Genomic DNA, 19,319 nt, shown 5'->3' with positions numbered 1-19,319 from the left:
GGACATGGAAGGAAAACCGGATAATGGCTATGTGATACTTGATTGCCATCATTCTACGAGTTCTTCCAGGGTTATTCGCCAGCTATTCGTCGCCTCGACGCTTGAATATTGATCAGGCGCAGCGCGAACGCCATTAATCCGACGAAATACCCTGACAACCATCCGACAGGTACTGGCGCAGCAACGCGCAGACTTCCGCCGAAGCAGCCGGCGATACGAAGCCGATCTCCAGCGCCAGCAGCTGATAGATACCGCGGCGCAACTGCCCCGGCCCGAGCTGCACCGAGGGCTCGCCGACGGTACCGAGGAAGCGTACCCAGGAAGTGAGAATGATCCAGGCATTGAGTGCCAGCGCGTCGACCTCGGCGGGGCCCATGCGCAGGATGCCGGCGTCGACGAATCCCTGATAGATCGCCCGCGCGTTGTCCAGGCAACGCGCCGCAAAGGCGCGGTAGCGCTGTGCCAGCGCTTCGTCGGCGGCGAGTAGCGTTTCCAGGTCGCGATGCAAGAAACGGAAGTCCCACATCGCTGCCAGCAGCGCCTCCAGATAGACGGCCTTGTCCGCCACCGTCAACGCCCGTTGCGGCGGGCGCAGGAACTCGTCGATGCGAGCCTCGTAACGCCTGAACAGCTCGGCGACGATCGCCTGCTTGTTGGCGAAGTGGTAGTACAGGTTGCCCGGCGATATGCCCAGATGCGCCGCGATGTGATTAGTGCTGACGCCGCGCTCGCCCTGGGCATTGAACAGCTCGAGGCTGGCATCGAGGATGCGGTCGCGGGTCTTTGCTCGGGGCGCCATGGGCGTCGGTCTCGTGGGGTCTGCGAGGGTGCAACGGTACAGCCCCGCACCGGCGCAGGCGAGTCGCGTTGACACTTTAGAGCAATTACTCTAGAAAACACTCTCTCGCCGCCCTCAGGAGCCGCCATGCCTGTCGAAACGCCCGCTGCGTACCTGCAGCAGATCCTCGCCGCGCAGCGCAGTGCCTGCGCGGCCGCGCCGCTGCCCTGCGCGCAGACGCGGCGGCAATGGCTGAACGCGCTGCGCGACGTGCTGGCGGGCAACCAGCAGGCACTGGTCGAGGCGATCTCGGCCGACTTCGGCAACCGCTCGGCCGACGAGACGCTGCTGGCCGAGATCATGCCGAGCCTGCATGGCATCCGTTACGCCCGTCGCCACCTGCGCGGCTGGATGAAACCGTCGCGGCGCCGCGTCGGGCTGGCGTTCCAGCCGGCCAGCGCGCGGGTGATCTATCAGCCGCTGGGCGTGGTCGGCATCATCGTGCCGTGGAATTACCCGCTGTATCTGGCCATCGGCCCGCTGGTCGGCGCCTTGGCCGCCGGTAACCGGGTGATGCTGAAGATGAGCGAGTCGACCCCGGCCACCGGCGCGCTGCTCCAGCGGCTGCTGGCGCAGGTCTTCCCGGAGGATCAGGTGGCGGTGGTGCTCGGCGATGTCGAGGTCGGCAAGGCCTTCGCGCGGCTGCCGTTCGATCATCTGCTGTTCACCGGCGCGACGCACATCGGTCGCGACGTGATGCACGCCGCCGCAGACAATCTCACCCCGGTGACGCTTGAGCTGGGCGGCAAATCGCCGGCCATCGTTTCGGCCACGGTGCCGCTGGCCGACGCCGCCGAACGCATCGCCTTCGGCAAGACACTCAATGCCGGGCAGACCTGCGTCGCGCCGGACTACGTGCTGGTGCCGCGCGCGCGTCTGGACGACTTCGCCGACGCCTACCGCGCGGCGGTGCGCCGCCTGCTGCCCCGCCTGGCGGACAACCCGGACTACACCGCGATCATCAACACCCGCCAACTCGCCCGCCTGCGGGACTATCTGGACGATGCGCGCAGCAAGGGCGCCCGCGTGCTGCCGCTGTTCGAGGACAGCGCGCCGGGCCGTCTGGCGCACCACCTGCTGCTCGACGTCAACGAGCACATGCGCGTGATGCACGAGGAAATCTTCGGTCCGCTGCTGCCGCTGGTGCCCTACGACGATCTCGACGCGGCCATCGCCTATGTCAACGCCCGGCCGCGGCCGCTGGCGCTGTACTTCTTCGGCTACGACCGCGCCGAGCAGCAGCGCGTGCTGCATGGCACGCTGTCCGGCGGCGTATGCCTGAACGACACCCTGCTGCACGTCGCCCAGGACGACCTGCCGTTCGGCGGCGTCGGCGCATCGGGCATGGGCCACTATCACGGGCACGAAGGCTTCCTGACCTTCAGCAAGGCCCGCGGCGTGTTCAGCAAGCCGCGCCTGAACGCGGCACGCCTGATCTATCCGCCCTACGGCAAGTGGTGGCAGAAGCTGCTCTACCGCCTGCTGGTGCGCTGATGAGCGACCTGCCACTGAATCGCCGCGGGCTGCTGCGTATCGGTTTGCTCGGCGGTGCGCTGCTGGCAACCACGGGGCTGTGCGCCAGCCTGAGCGGCTGCGGTCGTGAGCTGGCGGCGGCGGAGTTCGGCCTGTTGCGCAGCAGCGACCTGCCGCTGCTGCGCCGGCTGATCCCCGTGCTGCTGGCCGGCGCGGTGGCAGCGCCAAGCGCGCCGGCGGTGGTCGAGGGCACGCTGAGCAGCCTCGATCGCAACCTGCAGCAGCTGTCGCCGGCGCTGGCCGCGCAGGTGCTGCAGCTGTTCGACCTGCTCAGCCTGCCGATCACGCGCGGCCCGCTGACCGGCATCTGGGGCGGCTGGGACGCGGCGAGCGACCAGGCCATGCAGGACTTCCTGCAACGCTGGCAAAACGCTCCGCTGGCGCTGCTGCGCCAGGGCCACGGCGTCCTGCTGCAACTGGTGCTGATGGCCTGGTACGGCCGGCCCGAGGCCTGGGCGCATTGCGGCTATCCCGGCCCGCTCACGGTCTGATTTCAGGAGCAACGATGCCCATCCCCGACCTCTTTGCCGCCGGCCTCGCCCGTGGCTGGCAGACCCACGATGGCTCGCGCCTCGCCGGCGACCTCACGCTGGAGACGGACATCGCCATCATCGGCAGCGGCGCCGGTGGCGCCACCAGCGCGGAAATCCTCAGCGCGGCCGGTTTCAAGGTGCTGCTGATCGAAGAAGGTCCGCTGCGCACCAGCAGCGACTTCGATCTGCAGGAATCCACCGCCTACCGCTCGCTATACCAGGAAGGCGTCGGGCGCATGAGCAAGGACGGCGCCATCACCATCCTGCAGGGCCGCGCGGTGGGCGGCACCACGCTGGTGAACTGGACCTCGAGCTTTCGCACACCGCCGCAGACGCTCGACCACTGGGCCCGCGAACACGCCGTCAGCGGCCTTGCCACGGAGCAGCTGGCGCCCTGGTTCGCGCGGATGGAAGAGCGCCTGGGCATCGCGCCGTGGGCCATGCCGCCGAATGCCAACAACGCGGTGCTGCAGCGCGGCTGCGAACGCCTCGGCTATCGCTGGGCAGTGATTCCGCGCAACGTGCGCGGCTGCTGGAACCTCGGCTACTGCGGCATGGGCTGCCCGACCAACGCCAAGCAGTCGATGCTGGTCACCAGCATCCCGGCACTGCTCGATGACGGCGGCGAACTGCTCTATCTGGCCCGCGCCGAGCGCCTGCGGATCGACGCCGGGCGTATCACCGGGCTCGACTGCGTCGGCATGGATGCGCGCGGCGTGGCGCCCAGCGGCCGGCGGATTCAGGTCCGGGCGCGGCATTACGTGCTGGCCGGCGGCGGCATCAACAGCCCGGCGCTGCTGCTGCGCTCCGCCGCACCGGACCCGCACGGGCGCGTCGGCAAACGCACCTTCCTGCACCTGACCAACTTCTGCGCGGCGCAGTTCGACGAGATCATCAACCCGTTCTACGGTGCACCGCAGTCGATCTATTCGGATCACTTCCAGTGGGAAGACGGCCCGCGCGGGCGCATGTCCTACAAGCTCGAAGTGCCGCCGCTGCATCCGGCGCTGGCGGCGACCCTGTTCGGCCGCTTCGGCATCGACAACGCCCTGCGCATGGCGCAGCTACCGCACACTCACGCGATGATCGCGCTGCAGCGCGATGGCTTTCACCCGGACAGCGCCGCAGGCCGCGTCGAGCTGCGCAGCGACGGCACGCCGGTGCTCGATTACCGCATGACCGCCTACAGCTGGGACGGCATCCGCCGCGCCTTCCACAGCATGGCCGAGATCCAGTTCGCCGCCGGCGCGCGAGCCGTGCTGCCGCTGCATGCCGATGCGGATTATGTGCGCACGCCGCGCGCGGCGCGCGAGCTGATCGATCGCCTCGACCTTGCGCTCTACCGCACGCGGCTCGGCAGCGCGCATGTGATGGGCGGCTGCGCCATGGGCGACGATCCGCGCCTGGCGGTGGTCGACAGCCGCGGACGGCATCATCAGCTGGAGAACCTGTCGGTTCACGACGGCTCGCTGTTTCCCACCAGCATCGGCGCCAACCCGCAGCTGTCGATCTACGCCCTGTGCGCGAAATTCGCCAGTCAGCTCAGCGAAGACTTGCAGAACGCCTGAGATCGGCAGGTTATCCGCGCAGATCGCCGCACGGCCATTGAGACTTTACGCTGCCGACGCGCAGCCGCTACCATCCACACCCCCACGCCTGCGTCAGGACGCCGCGATGAATCGAGTGTTGTATCCGGGAACCTTCGATCCCATCACCATGGGCCACGCCGATCTGGTGGAGCGCGCCTCCCGGCTGTTCGACCAGGTGATCATCGCCGTGGCGGCCAACCCGAAGAAGAATCCGCTGTTCCCGCTGGAGCAACGCGTCGAGCTGGCCCGCGAAGTCACCAAGCACCTGCCGAACGTCGAGGTCATGGGCTTCTCCACGCTGCTGGCGCATTTCGTCCGCGAGCAGAACGCCAACGTGCTGCTGCGCGGCCTGCGCGCGGTGTCCGACTTCGAGTATGAGTTCCAGCTGGCCAACATGAATCGCCAGCTGGCGCCGGAGGTCGAGAGCCTGTTTCTCACGCCGTCGGAGAAGTACTCCTATATTTCCTCCACGCTGGTGCGCGAGATCGCCTCGCTCGAGGGCGACGTGTCCAAGTTCGTCCATCCGGCGGTGATGGACGCGCTCAAGGTGCGCTTCGGCCAGCGCTGAGGGATCCGCCGGTGGGCAGCAGGCCCGCCAATGCGGCACAATTGCGCGTCGTTATCTGCTGTGCTGCGGCCTGAGCCGTGGCAGGAGTTCGCTGGATGTCCCTGAAAATCACCGATGACTGCATCAACTGCGACGTGTGCGAGCCCGAGTGCCCGAACGGCGCGATTTCCCAGGGCGAGGAAATCTACGTCATCGATCCCAACCTCTGCACCGAATGCGTCGGTCACTATGACGAGCCGCAGTGCCAGCAGGTCTGCCCGGTCGACTGCATCCCGCTCGACGAGAACAACGTCGAGAGCAAGGACGAACTGATGCAGAAATATCTGATCATCACCGGCAAGGCCTGATGCACGCGGTGCGGCCGGCTCGCCGATGCGCACTGCGCGAGGGCGTGCGGGCCTGTCTCGCCGCTCTCCTGCTGTTCTCCTTCTGCGCCCAGGCGCAACCGCCGGCACAGGGCGCCGTTGCCACCGCGCACCCGCTGGCCAGCGCAGTCGGCCGGGAAATCCTCCAGGCCGGCGGTAACGCCTTCGATGCCGCCGTGGCGGTCAGCGCTGCGCTGGCAGTGGTCGAACCCTATGGCTCGGGCCTCGGCGGCGGTGGCTTTTTCCTCCTGCGCGAAGCCGGCGAACCGGCTCGTTTCAGCTTCCTCGACGCCCGCGAGCGCGCCCCGCTGGCTGCCACGCCCGATCTCTACCTGCGCGATGGCGAGGTACAGCGCGAACTGTCGCTCAATGGCGCGCTGGCGGCGGCGATTCCCGGCACCCCGGCGGCGCTGACGGAACTGTCGCAGCAGCGCGGCCGGTTACCGCTGGCGCAAACCCTGGCGCCGGCCATCGCCCTGGCGCGCGACGGCTTCAGCGTCGACGCGGTCTACCGGCAGCGCGCCAGCTGGCGTCTCGATGCGCTGCGCACCGATGCGGAGAGCGCGCGGCTGTTCCTGCGTGACGGCGAGCTGCCGGCCGAGGGTCAGCGCCTGCGTCAGCCGGAGCTGGCCACCACCCTCGAACGTCTGGCACGCGAAGGCCGTGACGGCTTCTATCGCGGTGATCTGGCCGAGCGCCTGGTGCAGGGCGTGCGCGCCGCCGGCGGCATCTGGACGCTGCGGGATCTGGCCGAGTACCGGACCGTCGAGCGTGCACCGCTGCGTTTCCAGCTGGCTGACGGCCGCGAGCTGATCGGCGCGCCACCGCCCTCGGCCGGCGGCGTAATCCTCGCGCAGAGCCTGGGCATGCTCGAATACCTGTCCTGGCGCGACGCCGCGCCGGTGCAGCGCAGCCACCTGGTGGTCGAGGCGCTGCGCCGCGCCTATCGCGACCGCGGCCTGCTGGGCGATCCCGACTTCGTCCGCGCGCCGCTGCAGCGGCTGCTGTCGGCAGACTATCTGCAGGCGCAGGCTGCCGGCATCGATCCGGCGCGCGCCACGCCGAGCAGCGCCCTGCCGCCGGCGCCACGCTGGCGTGAGGGCGAGCACACCACCCACTTCGCGGTGATCGATACCGAAGGCAACGCGGTGGCGGCCACCCTGTCGCTGAACATGATGTTCGGCGCCGCGTTCACCGTGCCCGGCACCGGTGTGCTGCTCAACGATGAAATGGACGATTTCGCCGCCGACATCGCCGGCAGCAACGCTTATCAGCTCAAGGGCAGCAGCGCCAACGCGATCTCCGGCGGCAAGCGCCCGCTGTCGAGCATGAGCCCGACCTTCATCGAGAGCGAGCGGGAGTTCACCAGCTTCGGCACGCCCGGCGGCAGCCGCATCCCGAGCATGGTGTTGCTCTCGGTGCTGGCCTACCTGGACGGCGAGCCGGTGTCGGCCTGGCCGGCGGCGCCACGCTTCCACCACCAGTACCTGCCCGACGTGCTGCAGTACGAGGCCGCCACCTTCAGCCCGGCGCAGCTGCAGGCGCTGCGCGCGCTCGGCCACCAGCCAAAGCTGATCGAGCGCGATTACGGCAACCAGCAGGTGCTCTATTGGAACAAGCGCAGCGGCGCGGTCGACGCCGCCAGCGATCCGCGCGGCATCGGCCGGGCGCTTCTGGTGTCGCCGCTCAGGGCCGCTGAATGATCGGACCGTCGTCGGTCGACAGCTGGCGCAACTGGCGGATCGGCTCCTGCCCGTCGGCCAGCAACAAGGCATTGCGCAGGCTCTGGATAATGCGGCTGGCGTAGCCCAGGTCGTTCATCAGCGAGCTGGTCTGCAGGCCGTCCAGATCGTGGTTGCGCACGGCGAGGAACAGGCGCTTGCGAAACGCGCCGTCGAACTCGGCGGCCCGCTCGTCGAGCCATTGCAGCCGCTCGCGCCACAGCTCCTCCGGCAGCTCCGAATGAGTCAGCGCACGAAGCTCGCGCAGCGCCTCGAGCAGATGGCGGCGCAGCTCGACGTACGAGCGGCGCACCGTCGAGGCTTCCTGGCGTAGGTACTGGCCGAGGTTCTTCTGCAGATGCTTGGCGTCCTTGACCGCATCCACCAGCTGCAACGCGGCGATCTGGCCGCTCAGCCAGAACGCCTGGTGCTGCTCGTCCAGCGGCACCTCGAGGCGGCCCATGAAGCTCAGCAGGTCGGCGTACACACCCTTGATGTGGCGCTGGTAGAGCTGCTCGGCATCCAGCGCACCGGGCTCCGGTGGCGCGGCCATCAGTGCGTCATCGATGCGTCCCTGGCGCATCAGCTGGTCCACCGGCAGGAACAGCGCATGGCAGATCACTTCCAGGCTCAGCCGGGTCATGTGCTGCAGCTCCTGCGCCACCGCACAGGTGGCGGCATCCGCCGAATCCAGCGCGCGGGCGTTGAGGTAACGCGCGCGGGTACGCTGCGGCGGTTCGTCCGGCTGCGCCAGCTCGGTGATCAGCACCGTCGGCTCGACCCGGTCGGGCAGAAGGCGAATCAACAGCGCCGCCAGACGCACCTGCCACGGCCAGAACAGCAACACGCCCAACCCGTTGAACAGCGTATGGAACAACGCCAGCTGCAGCAGCGCGTTGTCGCCCAGGCCAACCTCCTGCACCAGCGCGGTCAATGGCAGCAGCAGGACCAGCGCCACCAGCGCCGTGAGCGCATTGAACAGCACGTGCGCCAGCGCCAGACGCTGCCCGCTGCGGTTGCCACCGAGCGAGCCGACGAAGGCGGTGGTGACGCTGCTGCCGACATTGGCGCCGATGGCAATCGCCAGCGCCGGGCCGAGCGCCAGCTGGCCGGCACCCAGTGCGGCGAGCGTCAGCATCAGCGTCGCATGACTGGACTGCAGCACCACCGTGGCCGCCAGGCCGATGCCGACGAACAGCAGCTGGCCGATCAGCCCCTCGGCCTGGTAGGCCGACATGTCCACGTCGCTGCCGAAGCTGGAGAAGCCGTCCTTGATCTGATCGATGCCGAGAAAGATAAAGGCGATCCCCAATACGATGCGCCCGGCCGCCTTGCCCTTGTCACCGAGGAAGCTCGCCAGCACGCCGAACACCAGTAGCGGCAGCGCCAGCGGCGACAGGCTGAGATTGTGCCCAGCCAGCGCCAGCAGCCAGATGCCGCTGGTGGCGCCGAGATTGGCGCCGAACAGGATCGGGATGCCGCCGGCCAGCTTGATCAGCCCGGTACTGATGAAGGCGATGGTCAACAGCGACACCAGCGTGCTCGACTGCAGCAGCATGGTGCCGCCGACGCCGAACAGCAGCCCCTTGAACGGCGTCGCGGTGGTCCGCGCCAACAGCTGTTCGAGCTTGCCACCGGCCAGCTGGCGCAGCCCTTCCTCCAGGCACTGCATACCGAACAGGAACAGCGCCAGGCCGGCGCACAGCTCCAGCCAGGGCTGGCTGCTCCAGAACGCTGCCCCGAGCAGAAGGCTCCCCGCCACGATCAGGAATGTCCTGACGTGCTTCTTGAACGTGCCCATGTGTACTTTTCGTTACCTGCCGCGTGCCATAGGGAAAGAACCGGCCGAGCCGGTCACATAGGGATGGTCGCCGCTGCAGCACCGGCGTGCGACCGCCGGGCATTCTAGGGGATTCGCCATGCGGCGACGATGCCTCGCCGAGGTGGCGGGCCGGGGCGGGGTGGTCAGGAGAATGCAGCCTGCAGGGCAGGCTGCGCGATGCGGAATTTCAGGATTACGCGGAACGAGCGCCCCGCGCCATCGGCATCAGTAAGGGCTTTGCGAAGTGGTGCAACCCAGGCAGCGCACGAACGCCTCGCGCGCCGGGTCGCCGACCAGTGCCTGACCGGCTTCCTTGACGTTGCCGCCGAGCACGGTGAACGGCAGGCTGACGACGAACGCGACAGCGCCGACCAGCGTCGCACCGATCAGCAGCGGACGGGCGACGACCAGGTCGCCGATCATGGCGAACGCAGGCGGTGCCTCGACCGTGTAGGCCGGATCGCCACTGGCATTCTGGGTGACTGTTTCCGCCTGTGCCGGCATTGCCAGCAGGCCGGTGGTCAGAGCCAAGACAACAGCGGTGGAGCGGAACAGATTCATGGTGTGGTCCTTCAGCTGTGCGAAACGCGGCATTTTCAAGTTGTGCCGGCCACTATAGCAGTGGCCGCTGCCTCGCGAGCGTGAACGCCGTCAACGCGCCGCGCAGCGATCAGCGCTGGCAACGACTGCAATAGACGCTGGCGCGCTGGCCGAGGCGAACCTCGCGCAGGGTCGTGCCGCAGTGCTTGCAGAACTCGCCGCCGCGCCCGTAGACGAACAGCTCCTGCTGGAAGTAACCCGGCTTGCCGTCGCCGCCGACGAAATCGCGCAGCGTGGTGCCGCCGCGCTCGATAGCCAGCGCCAGGATGCGCTTGATCTCGTCCGCCAGTTTCAGATAGCGCGACCGCGAGATGCCGCCGGCCGGGCGGCGCGGATCGATGCCGGCGGCGAACAGCGCCTCGCTCGCATAGATATTGCCGACGCCGACCACTACCGCGTTGTCCATGATGAACGGCTTGACCGCCATGCTGCGCCCACGCGACAGCTGGAACAGCCGTTCGCCGTCGAACGCCTCGCTCAGCGGTTCCGGGCCGAGGCTGGCGAGCAGCACGTGACTGAGCGGATCGTCGCTCCACAGCAGCGCGCCGAAGCGCCGCGGATCGGTGTAGCGCAAAGCCTGACCGGATTCGAGCAGCAGGTCGACGTGCTCATGCTTGGCCGCGGGCAAGGCGCCCTCGACCAGCCGCAGGCTGCCGGACATGCCCAGGTGCGCGATCAGCGTGCCGGCCTCGAAGCGGATCAGCAGGTACTTGGCGCGGCGCTCGACCGCCTCGATACGCTGCCCCGACAGGCGCACGTCCAGATCCTCGGGAATCGGCCAGCGCAGCCGCCGCTCGCGCACGATCACCCGGCTGACGCGCTGACCAACGAGATACGGGGCGATACCGCGGCGGGTGGTTTCGACTTCGGGAAGTTCGGGCATGACGGCGGAGCGGGGGCGACGAAAGGGGAACGCATCCTAGCACGGGCCACCGGCGCCGCCCGGCCGGGAGCGGCGAACTTTCGTGCACCTGCGTGTCCGAAATCAGGTGCCCCGCACATCGCGGGCGAATCGACGGAGGAGCCCATGAGCCAACCCCTCACAGGCAAACGCGTGGCAATTCTGGTGACCGACGGCTTCGAGCAGGCGGAACTGACCGGCCCGCGCGAGGCGCTGGAAAACGCCGGCGCGCGCGCCGACATCGTCGCGCCGAAGAACGGCGAGGTGACCGGCTGGAACCACACCACACCGGCCACCAAGTTCCACGTCGACCAGACTTTCGATGCTATCCGCATCGCCGACTACGACGCCGTGCTGCTGCCCGGCGGCGTGGTCAATTCCGACACCATCCGCACCGATGCCACGGCCCAGCAGCTGGTGCGCGAGGCGGCGCAGGAGGGCAAGCCGATCGCGGTGATCTGCCACGGCAGCTGGCTGCTGATCTCCGCCGGACTGGTCAAGGGCCGGCGCATGACCAGCTGGCCCTCGCTCGCCGACGATCTGCGCAACGCCGGCGCCGAGTGGGTCGACGAGCCGGTGGTGGTCGATGGCGGGCTGATCAGCAGCCGCAAGCCCGACGACATCCCGGCCTTCGGCAGCGCACTGATCGAGGCGTTGCAGACGGTCTGAAGCGCACGGCTGGCGCGCTTTTCATGTCGCCGCAGCACGGCTCGTTTAGAATGCCCGTCTTTTTCCGGGAGCCCCGCCAATGACCCTGCCCAGCCTGCGCCTCAAAGCCAATGCCGATCGCCGCCTGCGCGCCGGCCATCTGTGGGTCTACAGCAACGAGGTGGACACCGCCGCCACGCCGCTGTCCGGGTTCGTCGCCGGCGACCAGGCGATCCTCGAAGCGGCCGGCGGCAAACCGCTGGGCATCGTCGGCGTGTCGCCGAACAACCTGATCTGCGCCCGCCTGCTGTCGCGCGACCTCAAGCACAGCCTGGACAAGTCGCTGCTGGTGCACCGCATCCAGGTCGCGCTGAGCCTGCGCGAGCGGCTGTTCGACCAGCCGTGCTACCGCCTGGTCTACGGCGACTCGGACCTGCTGCCGGGTCTGGTGGTCGATCGCTTCTTCGACATCCTCGTCGTGCAGCTCGCCTCGGCGACCATGGAGCGCAACAAGGACGCCGTGCTCGAAGCGCTGGTGCAGGTGCTCAAGCCCAGCGGCGTGCTGTGGAAGAACGACTCCAGCGCGCGTGACGCCGAGGGCCTGGAGCGCTACGTCGACACCGCCTTCGGCGTGGTGCCCGAATGGGTCGCGCTGGAGGAGAACGGCGTGAAGTTCGAGGCGCCGGTGATCGCCGGGCAGAAAACCGGCTGGTTCTACGACCACCGCATGAACCGCGCGCGCCTGGCGCCCTACGTCAAGGGCAAGCGGGTGCTCGACCTGTTCAGCTACATCGGCGGCTGGGGCGTGCAGGCGGCGGCGTTCGGCGCCAGCGAAGTATTCTGCGTCGATGCCTCGGCCTTCGCCCTCGATGGTGTGGAGCGCAACGCGGCGCTCAACGGCGTGGCGGACAGGATGACCTGCGTCGAGGGCGATGCCTTCGAGGCGATGAAGGAACTGAAGAACGCCGAGGAGCGCTTCGACGTGGTCATCACCGACCCGCCAGCCTTCATCAAGCGCAAGAAGGACCTGAAGAACGGCGAGGCGGCCTACCGCCGGCTCAACGAACAGGCCATGCGCCTGCTCAACAAGGACGGCATCCTGGTCAGCGCCAGCTGCTCGATGCACCTGCCCGAAGACGACCTGCAGAACATCCTGCTCGGCAGCGCGCGCCATCTGGACCGCAACATCCAGTTGCTCGAACGCGGCGCGCAGGGACCGGACCACCCGGTACACCCGGCGATCCCGGAGACCCGCTACATCAAGAGCCTGACCTGCCGCATCCTGCCCAACAGCTGATCCGCGTCAGTCGTCGGCCTTGCGCACGTACTGCGCACGGTCGATGCCGTGGCGCTGCAGCTTGTCGTAGAAGGTCTTGCGCGGGATGCCCAGCGTCTCCAGGGTCGAGCGCACATCGCCGGCGTTGGCCAGCAGCGCCTCGCGAATCAGGTCCGCCTCGTACTGTTCGAGGCGGGCCGGCAGGCTGGCATGGCCGCTGTCGATCCGCAGTGTCGCCGGCGGCGCGATGACATCGCCCAGCCCCAGCGCCAGCCGCTCGGCGAAATGCGCCAGCTCGCGCACATTGCCCGGCCAGTCGTGCTGAAACAGGTAGCGGCTGACCTGCGGCGAGAGCTGCGGCACCTCGATGCCGAAGCGCGCCGCGGCGCGCTGCATGAAATGCGCGAACAGCAGCGGGATGTCTTCCTTGCGCTCGCGCAGCGGCGGAATCGACACCGTCACCACATTCAGCCGGTAGTACAGATCCTCGCGGAAATCGCCGCGCTGCACCGGGTTGCCCAGGTCGATCTTCGACGCGGCGACCACGCGCAGGCTCAGCTCGCGGCTTTCGTTGCTGCCCAGCGGCTCGATGGTGCGCTGCTCCAGCACGCGCAGCAGGCGTACCTGCGCCGCCGGCGGCATGCTCTCGATCTCGTCGAGGAACAGCGTGCCGCCGCTGGAGTGCTCGATGCGGCCGATGCGCTTCTTCTGCGCGCCGGTGAACGCACCCGCCTCGTGGCCGAACAGCTCGCTCTCGATCATGCTTTCCGGCAGCGCCCCGCAGTTCACCGCGACGAAGTTGCCACTGCGCCGGCTGCTCCATTCGTGCAGCAGGCTGGCGACCACCTCCTTGCCGCTGCCGGTTTCGCCGGCGATCAGCACGTCCACCTCGGTGTCGGCGATGTGGCGGATGGTGCGTCGCAGGTTTTCCATCGCCGGGGTCTGGCCGATCAGCGGCAGCGACTCCTCGGCACTCTGCGCCGCCAGTCGCAGGCGGCGGTTCTCCAGCACCAGTCGGCGCTTTTCCGCCGCGCGGCTGACGCTCTGCACCAGCCGGTCGGCGCCGTAGGGCTTGGCGATGAAATCGTAGGCACCGTCATGCAGCGCCGCGACCGCCATCGGCACGTCGCCGTGACCGGTGATGAGGATCACCGGCAGGTCGGCGTCCAGCGCCTTGAGTCGCTGGAACAGCTCCAGGCCGTCGATGCGCGGCATGCGGATATCGCTGACCACCACGCCGGGGAAATCGGCATCGAGAAACGCCAGCGCGCTTTCGGCATCGGCGAACGGGTAAACCTCGAAGCCGGCCAGTTCCAGCGACTCCTGGTTGGCGTTGCGCAGCTCGGCGTCATCATCGACGAACGCGACGCGGGGACGGTCATTCATGTTCAGGCTGCCTTCTGCAGATGGACGGTGAAACGGGTGCCCTGCGGGCCGCTGACGACCTCGATGCGGCCGCCGAAGTCGCTGACGATGTCCTTGGAGATCACCAGACCGAGCCCGAGCCCAGCCGCCTTGGAGGTGTTGAAGGGGGTGAACAGCGCCTGCATGATCTCGGGCGCGATGCCGCCGCCGTTGTCGCTGACGATCAGCTCGACGCCGGACGCGCCCTCCACCACGCTGATCTCGACGCGCCCGTCCGGCCGGCTTTCCACCGCCTCCAGGCCGTTCTGCAGCAGGTTGATCAGCACCTGTTCCAGGCGGATGCGCGTGCCCATGACCCGCAGGCCGGGCGCCGGCAGCTGCGCGTCGATGGCGCCGTAGCGCTGGCGAAAGCGACTGCCGAGCAGCAGCAGCGCACCCTCGATCACCTCGTCGAGTCGCGTCGGCTCGGCCTTCGCCCGGCCCTTGCGGGAGAACGTGCGCAGCTCGTCGGTGATGGTGCCGATGCGCTCGGTGAGGCCGGCGATCTGCTCCAGCTTGCGTTCGGTGCCCTGCGGATCGCCGCGCTTGAGGTAGGTGCGCGCGTTGTCGGCATAGGTGCGGATCGCCGCCACCGGCTGGTTGATCTCGTGCGCGACGCCGGCGGCGACCTGGCCGAGGATCGCCAGACGGTTGGCCTGGACCAGTTCCTGCTGCACGGTCTGCAGGCTGGTCTGCGCCTTGAGGCGCTCGTCGATCTGCATCTTCAGCTGGTCATGCGCCTCGCTCAGCGCGCGGGTGCGCTCGGCCACGCGCCGCTCCAGCTCGATGCGCGCGTTGTGGTGATCGACCGTCCGCTCGTCGCTCTTCTGGCGACGATAGAGAAACAGCCCACCGCTGCCGAGCAGCAGCACCAGCACGAACAGCGTGGCGGTACGGCTCTGGCGTACCGCGCGCGCCACCACGGCCTCGCTCGGCAGCAGCAGGTTGAGCTGCCAACCGGTGCCGGCCACTGCCGTCGCCACGCGCAGATAGCCATGCGCGGGTCGGTCCGGCGCCAGCTGCGCCCGCACCACATCGGCGGTGCCGTCTGCACGCGCCTCGAGCGGCAACGGCGCCAGCGGCGCATCGCCGAACTGCAGGCTCTCGCGGATCGCCGTCTTGCGCTGCGGCTCGATGGGCGCCACGGCCATGAAGCGCCAGTGCGGCACGCTGGTTGCCAGCACGATGGACCGCTCGTCGACCACATAGGTCAGCCCGCCGGAGCGGCGCCAGTCCTGCTCCACCGTATCGAACTCGACCTTGACCACGATCACGCCCAACGGCCCGGACGGCCCGTCGACGCGCCGCGAGATGTATAGCCCCGGCCGCTTGCTGACGTTGCCCAGGCCGTAGTGCTCGGCATGGCCGTCGCGCAGCGCATCGCGGAAATAGGCGCGGAAATCGTAACGACTGCCGACGAAGCTGGCCGGCTCCCGCCAGTTGCTCGCCGCGACGCCCACGCCGTCGACATCCAACAGGTAGATGACCGAGGCCTGGGTGCCGGCCAGCAGCGCCTCGAGCTTGCGGTCGATGCGTCGCAGCGCCTGATCGTCGCGGGTGAGCAAGCCGTCGCGGATATCGCGGTCGTCGGCCAGCACGAAAGGCAGCGAGCGCTGCTTCTCCAGCACCGTGCTCAGCAACGCGCTCTGCAGCGCTGCATCGTGCTGGCCGCGCTCGTTGAGGGCGGCATAGGCCTCGTCGCGGCCATGCGTGCCAGCCAGCCACAGCGCAACGCCCACCAGCAGTGCCGCCAGCAGGGCGAAAAGCCCCGCTTCACGGCGCTGACGGCGACGCAAGACGGCCTTGCTGAGTGTGGCTTCGCTCATCGCGGTAGCGCCCCGGCGCAGATCGGGTGTGGGGTGCGCATAGTGCGCCGAATTCCGCACAGGCATCAAACCGGATGTGCGGTGTTTCGCACAAGCATGACGTTCAATAACTCGGTTCTTAGGTTTTTAACTAGCTAAATCAACAAGTTATCTAATGCAGGAAAGCTGGCGCGACATTTGCCATGAGGAACATGACGAGGCGTCGACCTCCCCATGAACCTGGCCTGGCAGGCCCTGGAGAACAAGAAATGATCGTTGCGCACCCCGAAACCGATTCCCTGCCCCCACGGAAAACGCCGCTCTACGCGCACCTGTACGTGCAGGTGATCGCCGCGATTATCCTCGGCATCACCCTCGGCCACTTCTACCCTGAAGTCGGCGAGGCGATGAAGCCGCTGGGCGACGCCTTCATCAAGCTGGTCAAGATGATCATCGCGCCGGTGATCTTTCTCACCATCGCCACCGGCATCGCCGGCATGTCCGACATGAAGAAGGTCGGCCGCGTCGCCGGCAAGGCCATGCTGTATTTCCTGACCTTCTCGACCCTGGCGCTGATCATCGGCCTGATCGTGGGCAACGTGATCCAGCCCGGCGCCGGCATGCACATCGATCCGGCCTCGCTGGACCCCAAGGCGGTGGCCGATTACGCGCTGAAGGCCCATGAGCAGTCGGTCGTCGGCTTCCTGAGCAACATCATCCCGACCACCATCGTCGGCGCCTTCGCCTCCGGCGACATCCTCCAGGTGCTGTTCTTCTCCGTGCTGTTCGGTATTTCCCTGGCGCTGGTCGGCGACAAGGGCAAGCCGGTGGTCAGCTTCCTGCAGGACCTGGTGGCACCGGTGTTCAAGCTGGTGGCGATCCTGATGAAGGCCGCGCCCGTCGGTGCCTTCGGTGCCATGGCTTTCACCATCGGCAAGTACGGCATCGGCTCGATCGCCAACCTGGCGATGCTGATCGGCACCTTCTACATCACCGCGCTGCTGTTCGTGCTGGTGGTGCTGGGCGCCGTCGCGCGCTACAACGGTTTCTCGATCCTCGCGCTGATCCGCTACATCAAGGAGGAACTGCTGCTGGTACTCGGCACCAGTTCCTCGGAAGCGGCGCTGCCGACGCTGATGGACAAGATGGAAAAGGCCGGCTGCAAGCGCTCGGTGGTCGGCATGGTGATTCCCACCGGCTACTCGTTCAACCTCGACGGCACCAACATCTACATGACCCTGGCGGCGCTGTTCATCGCCCAGGCCACCGACATTCCGCTGTCGCTCGGCGATCAGATCGCCCTGCTGCTGGTGGCAATGCTCAGCTCCAAGGGCGCGGCGGGCATCACCGGTGCCGGCTTCATCACCCTGGCCGCGACGCTTTCGGTGGTGCCGGCGGTGCCGGTGGCGGGCATGGCGCTGATCCTCGGCATCGACCGCTTCATGTCCGAGTGCCGCGCGCTGACCAACCTGGTCGGCAACGCGGTGGCGACCATCGTCGTCGCCCGCTGGGAAGGCGAGCTGGACAAGCAGCAGCTCGCCGCCGCCCTCGAGCGGCCGAGCACCACGGCGCCGGCGCCTGCCGAGCTGCCGCAGACGGCCTGACCGACCGCGATACCCACGACGCCCGGCCCGCCCGGGCGTCGTGCCGTTCGGGCCGGCGACCGCCGCCCTTTCGCCCGCGCGCCGGCTGGGATTAGAATCCCCGCTCCTGCCCCACCTCAGGCGGACTCGCGAGCCGGCCGAAGCAGCGGCGATCCCGCCTGACCACCCGGCCCCGCCCCCGACAGACATCCACCGCGTTTGCCTCGGGCGTGCAGCACGCTCACCATATGCTTAAAACCTGACCAGCCTCAGCAGGACGATTGCCATGCCCGATTACCGCTCGAAAACCTCCACCCACGGCCGCAACATGGCCGGCGCCCGTGCCCTGTGGCGCGCCACCGGGATGAAGGACGAGGACTTCAAGAAGCCGATCATCGCCATTGCCAACTCCTTCACCCAGTTCGTGCCCGGCCACGTGCACCTGAAGGACATGGGCCAGCTGGTCGCCCGCGAAATCGAGAAGGCCGGCGGCGTGGCCAAGGAATTCAACACCATCGCGGTCGACGACGGCATCGCCATGGGCCACGACGGCATGCTCTATTCGCTGCCTTCGCGCGAGATCATCGCCGACTCGGTGGAGTACATGGTCAACGCGCACTGCGCCGACGCCATCGTCTGCATCTCCAACTGCGACAAGATCACCCCCGGCATGCTGATGGCCGCGCTGCGCCTGAACATCCCGGTGGTGTTCGTCTCCGGCGGGCCGATGGAAGCCGGCAAGACCAAGCTGGCCGCGCACGGCCTGGACCTGGTCGACGCCATGGTCGCCGCCGCCGACGATTCCTGCTCCGACGAAACCGTCGCCGAATACGAGCGCAGCGCCTGCCCGACCTGCGGCAGCTGCTCCGGCATGTTCACCGCCAACTCGATGAACTGCCTGACCGAGGCCCTCGGCCTGTCGCTGCCGGGCAACGGCACCACGCTGGCCACCCACGCCGACCGCGAACAGCTGTTCCTGCGTGCCGGGCGCATTGCCGTCGAGCTGTGCAAGCGCTACTACGCGGACGGCGACGCCTCCGTGCTGCCGCGCAACATCGCCAATCGCCAGGCCTTCGAGAACGCCATGACGCTGGATATCGCCATGGGCGGCTCGACCAACACCATCCTGCACCTGCTGGCCGCGGCCCAGGAGGCCGAGGTCGATTTCGACCTGCGCGCCATCGACGCGCTGTCGCGCAAGGTGCCGCAGCTGTGCAAGGTGGCGCCGAACATCCAGAAGTACCACATGGAAGACGTGCACCGCGCCGGCGGCATCTTCTCCATCCTCGGCGAGCTGGCCCGTGGCGGCCTGCTGCATACCGATGTCTCCACCGTGCACAGCAAGACCATGGCCGAGGCCATCGCGCAGTGGGATATCACCCAGACCAATGACGAAGCGGTGCATACCTTCTTCAAGGCCGGCCCGGCCGGCATCCCGACGCAGACCGCGTTCAGCCAGGCCACCCGCTGGCCGAGCCTGGACCTGGACCGTGCCGAAGGCTGCATCCGTTCGGTCGAACACGCCTACTCCCAGGAAGGCGGCCTCGCCGTGCTCTACGGCAACATCGCGCTGGACGGCTGCGTGGTGAAGACCGCCGGCGTGGACGAATCGATCCACGTCTTCGAAGGCACGGCGAAGATCTACGAAAGCCAGGACAGCGCCGTGAAGGGCATCCTCGCCGACGAGGTGAAGCCGGGCGACATCGTCATCATCCGCTATGAAGGGCCGAAAGGCGGCCCGGGCATGCAGGAAATGCTCTACCCGACCTCCTACCTGAAGTCCAAGGGGCTGGGCAAGGAATGCGCGCTGCTCACCGACGGCCGCTTCTCCGGCGGCACCTCGGGCCTGTCCATCGGCCACGCCTCGCCGGAAGCCGCCGCCGGTGGTGCCATCGGCCTGGTACGCGAAGGCGACCGCATCCACATCGACATCCACAACCGCAGCATCCAGCTGCTGGTCAGCGATGAGGAGCTGGCCCACCGCCGCATCGAACAGGACAAGCTCGGCTGGAAGCCGGCCCAACCGCGCGCGCGCAAGGTCTCGACCGCGCTCAAGGCCTACGCCCTGCTGGCCACCAGCGCCGACAAGGGCGCGGTGCGCAACAAGGCGCTGCTCGGCGACTGATCCGGCGG

Annotated in this window: 16 protein-coding genes; 10 read left to right on the top strand and 6 right to left on the bottom strand. The window is 68.0% G+C overall.

The window, feature by feature from the left end:
* Positions 1 to 133: 133 nt before the first annotated feature.
* Positions 134 to 799 (bottom strand): TetR/AcrR family transcriptional regulator, encoded by a 666-nt coding sequence (locus HU825_RS06400; protein ID WP_234303154.1) that lies wholly within the window; start codon positions 797 to 799, stop codon positions 134 to 136.
* A 126-nt stretch (positions 800 to 925) separates the two neighbouring features.
* Here HU825_RS06400 and HU825_RS06395 point away from each other — a divergent pair, with 126 nt between their 5' ends.
* The 6 genes from HU825_RS06395 to ggt all read left to right on the top strand — a co-directional run bounded on the left by HU825_RS06395 (position 926) and on the right by ggt (position 7,129).
* On the top strand, positions 926 to 2,332 hold the full coding sequence (locus HU825_RS06395; RefSeq protein WP_234303153.1) for a coniferyl aldehyde dehydrogenase: 1,407 nt from the start codon (positions 926 to 928) through the stop codon (positions 2,330 to 2,332).
* A complete protein-coding gene (locus tag HU825_RS06390; RefSeq protein WP_234303152.1) occupies positions 2,332 to 2,862 on the top strand; it encodes a twin-arginine translocation pathway signal protein in 531 nt (176 codons plus the stop codon). Before HU825_RS06395 ends, HU825_RS06390 begins: the two co-directional genes overlap by 1 nt.
* A 14-nt stretch (positions 2,863 to 2,876) precedes the next feature.
* Positions 2,877 to 4,472, top strand: a complete 1,596-nt coding sequence (locus tag HU825_RS06385; protein WP_234303151.1) for a GMC family oxidoreductase — start codon at positions 2,877 to 2,879, stop codon at positions 4,470 to 4,472.
* A 106-nt stretch (positions 4,473 to 4,578) separates the two neighbouring features.
* A complete protein-coding gene (gene coaD, locus HU825_RS06380; protein WP_043299477.1) occupies positions 4,579 to 5,061 on the top strand; it encodes a pantetheine-phosphate adenylyltransferase in 483 nt (160 codons plus the stop codon).
* A 95-nt stretch (positions 5,062 to 5,156) separates the two neighbouring features.
* The gene (locus tag HU825_RS06375; protein ID WP_008568547.1) at positions 5,157 to 5,408 is read left to right on the top strand and encodes a YfhL family 4Fe-4S dicluster ferredoxin; all 252 of its coding nucleotides are present in this window, start codon (positions 5,157 to 5,159) and stop codon (positions 5,406 to 5,408) included.
* The gene (gene ggt, locus HU825_RS06370) at positions 5,408 to 7,129 is read left to right on the top strand and encodes a gamma-glutamyltransferase (protein WP_234303150.1); all 1,722 of its coding nucleotides are present in this window, start codon (positions 5,408 to 5,410) and stop codon (positions 7,127 to 7,129) included. Before HU825_RS06375 ends, ggt begins: the two co-directional genes overlap by 1 nt.
* On the opposite strand, the gene HU825_RS06365 is transcribed toward ggt, so the two are convergent.
* From HU825_RS06365 to mutM, 3 genes are all read right to left on the bottom strand, one after another.
* Entirely contained in the window at positions 7,113 to 8,948 is a 1,836-nt protein-coding gene (locus HU825_RS06365; RefSeq protein ID WP_234303149.1) for a Na/Pi cotransporter family protein, read from the bottom strand. The two genes, ggt and HU825_RS06365, sit on opposite strands and share 17 nt — an antisense overlap.
* A gap of 246 nt (positions 8,949 to 9,194) precedes the next feature.
* The gene (locus HU825_RS06360; RefSeq protein WP_037020050.1) at positions 9,195 to 9,530 is read right to left on the bottom strand and encodes a hypothetical protein; all 336 of its coding nucleotides are present in this window, start codon (positions 9,528 to 9,530) and stop codon (positions 9,195 to 9,197) included.
* Positions 9,531 to 9,639: 109 nt separating this feature from the next.
* A complete protein-coding gene (gene mutM, locus HU825_RS06355; RefSeq protein WP_043299474.1) occupies positions 9,640 to 10,452 on the bottom strand; it encodes a bifunctional DNA-formamidopyrimidine glycosylase/DNA-(apurinic or apyrimidinic site) lyase in 813 nt (270 codons plus the stop codon).
* A gap of 144 nt (positions 10,453 to 10,596) precedes the next feature.
* Between mutM and HU825_RS06350 the strand changes: the two genes are divergently transcribed.
* Positions 10,597 to 11,139 (top strand): type 1 glutamine amidotransferase domain-containing protein, encoded by a 543-nt coding sequence (locus HU825_RS06350; protein ID WP_234303148.1) that lies wholly within the window; start codon positions 10,597 to 10,599, stop codon positions 11,137 to 11,139.
* Positions 11,140 to 11,218: 79 nt separating this feature from the next.
* A complete protein-coding gene (locus HU825_RS06345) occupies positions 11,219 to 12,415 on the top strand; it encodes a class I SAM-dependent rRNA methyltransferase (protein WP_043299471.1) in 1,197 nt (398 codons plus the stop codon).
* Positions 12,416 to 12,421: 6 nt separating this feature from the next.
* Here the strand turns inward: HU825_RS06345 and HU825_RS06340 are convergent, their stop codons facing one another.
* Positions 12,422 to 13,780 (bottom strand): sigma-54-dependent transcriptional regulator, encoded by a 1,359-nt coding sequence (locus HU825_RS06340; RefSeq protein ID WP_234303147.1) that lies wholly within the window; start codon positions 13,778 to 13,780, stop codon positions 12,422 to 12,424.
* 2 nt (positions 13,781 to 13,782) lie between these two features.
* Complete coding sequence (locus tag HU825_RS06335; RefSeq protein ID WP_234303146.1) at positions 13,783 to 15,624, bottom strand: ATP-binding protein; 1,842 nt, start codon at positions 15,622 to 15,624, stop codon at positions 13,783 to 13,785.
* A gap of 248 nt (positions 15,625 to 15,872) precedes the next feature.
* Here HU825_RS06335 and HU825_RS06330 point away from each other — a divergent pair, with 248 nt between their 5' ends.
* Both HU825_RS06330 and ilvD read left to right on the top strand, forming a co-directional pair.
* Entirely contained in the window at positions 15,873 to 17,207 is a 1,335-nt protein-coding gene (locus HU825_RS06330; protein ID WP_234303145.1) for a dicarboxylate/amino acid:cation symporter, read from the top strand.
* A gap of 265 nt (positions 17,208 to 17,472) precedes the next feature.
* A complete protein-coding gene (gene ilvD / locus HU825_RS06325) occupies positions 17,473 to 19,311 on the top strand; it encodes a dihydroxy-acid dehydratase (protein ID WP_234303144.1) in 1,839 nt (612 codons plus the stop codon).
* Positions 19,312 to 19,319: the final 8 nt, after the last annotated feature.

This window comes from Pseudomonas phenolilytica (genome assembly GCF_021432765.1).
In the GTDB taxonomy this organism is placed as follows: domain Bacteria; phylum Pseudomonadota; class Gammaproteobacteria; order Pseudomonadales; family Pseudomonadaceae; genus Stutzerimonas; species Stutzerimonas phenolilytica.
The sequence above is the reverse complement of the archived record's forward strand: the minus strand, read 5'-3'. Positions and strand labels throughout refer to the sequence as shown.